The 4,957-nt window shown below is 58.7% G+C and carries 5 protein-coding genes and 1 pseudogene; 4 read left to right on the top strand and 2 right to left on the bottom strand.

What is annotated here, in order from left to right; translation table 11 throughout:
* Positions 1 to 416 (bottom strand): LysR family transcriptional regulator (locus AC0L3A_RS39935; RefSeq protein WP_473256491.1); only part of this gene is annotated, 416 nt, incomplete at its 3' end.
* A gap of 113 nt (positions 417 to 529) precedes the next feature.
* Here AC0L3A_RS39935 and AC0L3A_RS39940 point away from each other — a divergent pair.
* The 4 genes and pseudogenes from AC0L3A_RS39940 (at position 530) to AC0L3A_RS39955 (ending at position 3,809) form a co-directional block, all read left to right on the top strand.
* Entirely contained in the window at positions 530 to 1,519 is a 990-nt protein-coding gene (locus tag AC0L3A_RS39940; RefSeq protein ID WP_473256492.1) for an NAD(P)H-dependent flavin oxidoreductase, read from the top strand.
* Between the two features lie 358 nt (positions 1,520 to 1,877).
* Positions 1,878 to 2,594, top strand: coding sequence for a flavin reductase family protein (locus AC0L3A_RS39945; protein WP_473256493.1), 717 nt, complete (start codon positions 1,878 to 1,880; stop codon positions 2,592 to 2,594).
* 37 nt (positions 2,595 to 2,631) lie between these two features.
* Positions 2,632 to 2,886 (top strand): annotated as a pseudogene (locus AC0L3A_RS39950) (transposase); the annotation flags it as partial.
* A 737-nt stretch (positions 2,887 to 3,623) separates the two neighbouring features.
* A complete protein-coding gene (locus AC0L3A_RS39955; RefSeq protein WP_473256494.1) occupies positions 3,624 to 3,809 on the top strand; it encodes a hypothetical protein in 186 nt (61 codons plus the stop codon).
* 193 nt (positions 3,810 to 4,002) lie between these two features.
* Here AC0L3A_RS39955 and AC0L3A_RS39960 read toward each other — a convergent pair whose 3' ends face one another.
* Positions 4,003 to 4,302: a hypothetical protein gene (locus AC0L3A_RS39960; RefSeq protein WP_473256495.1), complete on the bottom strand. Its 300-nt coding sequence runs from the start codon at positions 4,300 to 4,302 to the stop codon at positions 4,003 to 4,005.
* Positions 4,303 to 4,957: the final 655 nt, after the last annotated feature.

Raw genomic sequence — 4,957 nt, forward strand, 5'->3', positions numbered from 1 at the left:
TTGCGGGAAACCACATTGTCGACGAGAACTGCCGTAGGGCCGGTCTCGATCTGGACGTCAACGTCGGGATAGGCGATGGCGTATTGGGTAAGCAGAGGCGGCAACCGTAAGGCCGCCGTCGTCTCCATCGAACCGATGCGCAATTCGCCGCTTGGAAAGGCCTCATCCTTCACTGCACGATGGGCCTCTGCCAAAAGCTCGCTGATCCGATTAGCGTAAGGAAGCAGCCTGCTCCCCATCGAGGTCAGCGTCACTCCCCTTTTGGACCGGTGAAAAAGCTGGACCCCCAGCTGAACCTCGAGCGCCCGAATCCGCTGCGTCACATTGGACTGCACCGTGTGGAGCTCGTTTGCCGCCCGGCCGATCCCGCCCGCCATTGCGACCGCCGTAAAGAAGTTAAGGTCGGTGCTGTCCATGGGTCATCTCCCGTAATGATGACTTTGATCAAAACTAATCACTTTTCCGTTGTCAACGTCTGATCTAGTGTTTGCATGGAAAAAGGCGGATCGCGCCTGAGCGAGGACGGAAAATGGGCATCAAAACGAGATTGACCGACTTTTTTGGACTCGAGCATCCGATCGTACTGGCGCCGATGGACCCCGCCTCCGGCGGCGAACTCGCGTCGGCCGTTTCCGCGGCCGGCGCGTTGGGCATGCTGGGCGGAGGTTATGCCAACCGGACCTGGTTCGAAGAACAGTCGGCCAAGGTGAGCCGCCGGGACGTCGGATGCGGTTTCATAACATGGGCTCTGGCAAACGATCCTGGCCTGCTCGATCTTGCTTTGCAGCGGCACAACAAGGCGATCATGCTCTCATTCTCGGATCCCGAGCCCTATGCACCGCAGGTGAAGCAAGCGGGCGTTCCGCTCATCTGTCAGGTACAAACACTTGAGCATGCGAAGCGCGCCATCGACGTCGGTGCCGATGTCGTCATAGCGCAAGGCACCGAGGCAGGTGGCCACGGGCTAACGGCGCGCTCCACGATGCCCTTCGTTCCGGCGGTCGCCGATCTGGTGGCACAAAGGGCCTCTCATGTCCTCGTGCTTGCTGCAGGCGGTATCGCCGATGGACGCGGCCTCGCTGCGGCGCTGATGCTCGGTGCTGATGGCGCATTGATGGGGACGCGCTTCTGGGCCACGCAAGAATCGGTGATCCATCGTAACGCAAAGGAAAAGGCGGTGACCGCCACAGGCGACGAAACGATCCGGACTCGTGTCTACGACGTGGTTCGCAAAAAGCCGTGGCCCTCAGAATACACCGGGAGGCTCATGAAGAATGGCTTCATCGAGCAGTGGCACGGCCGCGAAGACGACTTGCGTAACCTCCAAGAGGCGGAGCTGCAGCGCGTCGACGCGGCATGGTCATCGGGTGACTATGATACTGCCAATGTCACCGTTGGCGAGGGTATCGGATTGATACATGACATCCCAACCGCTGGTGAATTGGTCAAGCGCATCTCGACAGAAGCCAGCGCATGTCTTGCGCGTTACGCGCCCACGCAGCAATCGGTCGCAGCATAAGCAAGCCGCGAGCTTTCTAGTATTTTGCCAGGTGACAACAGCGCGTGCGCTCAGGCGTCCGCGCAACTAAACTCGCTTGCGCCAAAAGCGCGAAGGAGAGTCCCATGAGCCAACCGAAAGCGGATGCCCGAGCTCCGGGAATCTGGACCATAGGACTTGCCTCCAGCGCAGGCACGGTCATCGAGTGGTTCGATTTCTGTTTGTACGGCAGCCTGGCCGTATTTTTTCGACTCTTTTCTACCCTCCAAACGGAGCCCGGTCCGCGGAGCGAATTCGTTGCCTGCCGCGGCTTTTCTTCCGAAGCTTCGAACACGGCGGGCGCCTCTCAAAATAGACATTCAAGCACAGGAGGTCAGAGATGTTGGCGGTAAGGAGGAATGATGGCGAGTCATATGAAATCGAAACGATTCCGTTTGACCCTGCCATTGATTACATTGGGACACCTGTTGTTCTCATTTCATCGTTAAACGAGAACGGAAGCCCGAACCTCGCGCCAATGTCATCGGCGTGGTGGTTGGGATGGGGCTGTATGCTTCGGTTGAATAGCAGCTCCAAGGCCACTGAGAACCTATTACCAACAAGTCAGTGTATGCTCAACTTGCCATCGGAAGGCCGGGGTGGCCCGGTTGCTCGGCTCGCTCTGACTACCCGCAGCAGCCCTGTACGCGCGAACAAGCTATTAAAGCGTTTTCGATATGTGGAAGATGCATTCGGTCTTGCCGGATTGACTGAAGTTGTATCCGAACTCGTAGCGGCTCCGCGTGCTTTCGGGCCTCCCGTTCAGCTAGAGTGCGAACTAGACGCAGTTCACGAATTTGGTATAGGCAATCCCAATATTCGTGCACCTAAGAAGGCGATTCAGGTAGCAAAGCGCTTGGTCAAGGAAGCGGCTGCCGGCCGGCAGGTCATTATTTTCACGCACAGTCGTTTCTTCCAGCAGGCGGTCATGGAGGCCGCACAGGATGTGAAAGTGCGCGTCAGGGAAGAGTGGATTGCCAAGCACGGCGATGGGCGCTTTGGCAAGAGAGCCGGCTCCGCAAATTTGAACAGGTCTATAAGTGGAGTTTCTGCCTGACAGCGGGCACGCTGGTGCCTGCGAATCAGGAGCGACGATGAGCAGACGAGCACGCCGCAACCACGCACCGGCTTTCAAGGGGAAGGTGGCGCTTGCCGCCGTCAAGGGCGACCGGTCGATAGCTCAGCTTGCCGAGTAATTCGACTCCACCCCAATCAAGTGATGGCCTGGAAGTCCCAGCTTGAGGGCGGAGCTTCCGACGTGTCGGCTCGGGCAGCCCTACGACGGCCACGCCTGCGATCGATGTGAGTCGCTGCATGCCAAGATCGGGGAGCTGACGCTGGAGAACGATTCCTAAGAAACGGCACCAGCTCCCGGTTCCAAGGGGTGCAGGACAAAGCCGAATGCCTTGGCACGTCGGTGCAAATTGTTGATCACTCGCGTCCGATAGCGTGTCTCATTGGACGAGGCCCCGAGATCGACGTAGTCCATTCCGTGACGCACAGCATTATAGAACAGGACTGCTATCTTGCGGGCCGCAGCTCTGCTGCGCCTGCTGCCGTAACCGTCGGACGCACTGATACCGCGCTCGGCGCCTTCTATAGAAGACTGTCGTCCCGCATTGGCAAGGCCAAAGCAGTCACCGCGACGGCCCGCAAGATAGCAGTGCATCGATTTCGATCCGCGCTGGATCTAGGAGCTGATTCGAGAACGGCAGGATGCCGATCCGTATGTCCGTCACCTGTTGCGTCAGACCATCGAGCTCCTGCATAGCCTGAGGCCCGCACTGCTGTTCACGACGTCCAAACTTCTGATCGCCCTCGTTGGCGCCCTGGACCGGCCGCTTTCCATTTACGGAATCAAGGCCGTATGCACGGGCGGCACAGTTGCTCGAGCGAGGAGCAACGGCATCTTCGCGAGAACTTCCTCCAGGAGGTTCAGTGGATCGATACCTACGGCAATACACTGATGGGGCACGTGTTGGACCCATCTTGGCCGTGGTACGTTGCCTGCCATCGCCGGCCGCGATTTCCAGGGCGTCGGGGACTGAGAGACGCGACTGCGCTCCCGCCTGTTCGGGAGCATGTCATGGCAGAGGCGATCAGCCGCGAGGCTCAGAAATTGTTGGACCGCCCTCAGCGCGCCATAGACGAAGCAAACTATCTGCGCGAGCACGTCCGGGATCAGATCGCCGCAGCAAAGCGGCAACGGCTCCTGATAAAAGCCGAGATGCGCAGCCGGGAATTCCCCCCCCGGGCTCAATACAAACGGTAAGGCGATGGGCTTCGCCATATCGAGAGCGCAAAGACCCGGTTCGATGGGGTTCTCTCCGGGCCTTCGGCTCCGCTTCGTTGTGCGCCGGTTCGGGATCGAGAACCGTCGTAAACGAGACGCCAGCAACAAATACAAGCACAGCCTGAGTCGAATGGTCGAATTGAGGCGAAGCGCGGCAAAGCGTTGCGCCGCTTCAACCCCGTTGACCGCTCCAGAAATTGGAGCGCGAAACGTCAGCCTGTTCATCGATCGCGATGCGCCCGCGAATATCCAGCCATCTCTCAAAGTCGACACTGATGTCGTCCCGCCATCTCGCCACGAGCCGACATTTCGCAACTGTACGAAAGCCGTCGAACGTGATGTAGAATTGTATCGGAAGCAGACCTAGCCCATCAGCATGGACTTCGGCATGTGCCCGGCTAACGCCGTAAGCAGCGATGCGCAATTCCCGGCCCTCAAAGAAGAGTAGGCCTTCTGTGCAATGCTTGATCATGTGCTTGTCCTCGGTGCGTGGCCCGCGCTGGCTTTGGCACTTAAAGGAAGAACAGCATTTTCAATCGCAGGCCGAGGATATCGCTCTCTGGTCGTCCCCAATATCGAAAACACAATTCACGGTTAAAGCGGCTATCTTGAATAAAATTGTCACCACTTCGGCCTCGCGCGTTACCCGATCAGGGTTGCGAGCTCAATCGCTCGCGCCAGCATGTCTCGGTTCTGCTCGACGACCTGTCGAGGACTGCGAGCCGCATCAGTACCGACCGGAAACCGATCGCGACCTCGAACCCAGCTGCGCTGCCAGGCATCGCGACCAGATAGGCCGCGCCTGCCGCGTCGCGAAGCGCCATCTCGCGATCGAGTAACGTGGCGGTTTCATTCTCGCGCATCACCCTGGCGATAGCGGTAGCAATTGCTACGGCATCTTAGTTTAGCCTCCTTCGCTGCAGTTGACGCTTGAGATTCCACCGCGGCAAGGGCGGGGTCCATACCATTGGCCCGGGCTGCAAGATCTTTCTCTGGTTGAACAAGGGATGACGGTGCGTCATATGTTCGGCCTGTGAACGCGGCGCCTGACCGCTGGCCACGATGATATCCGCGGAAGCAATCGCCCAATCAATTTCTCGCGCTCGAAGCGCAGTGAGTCAGGCGGT

Source organism: Bradyrhizobium sp. MI1.3 (genome assembly GCF_055811695.1).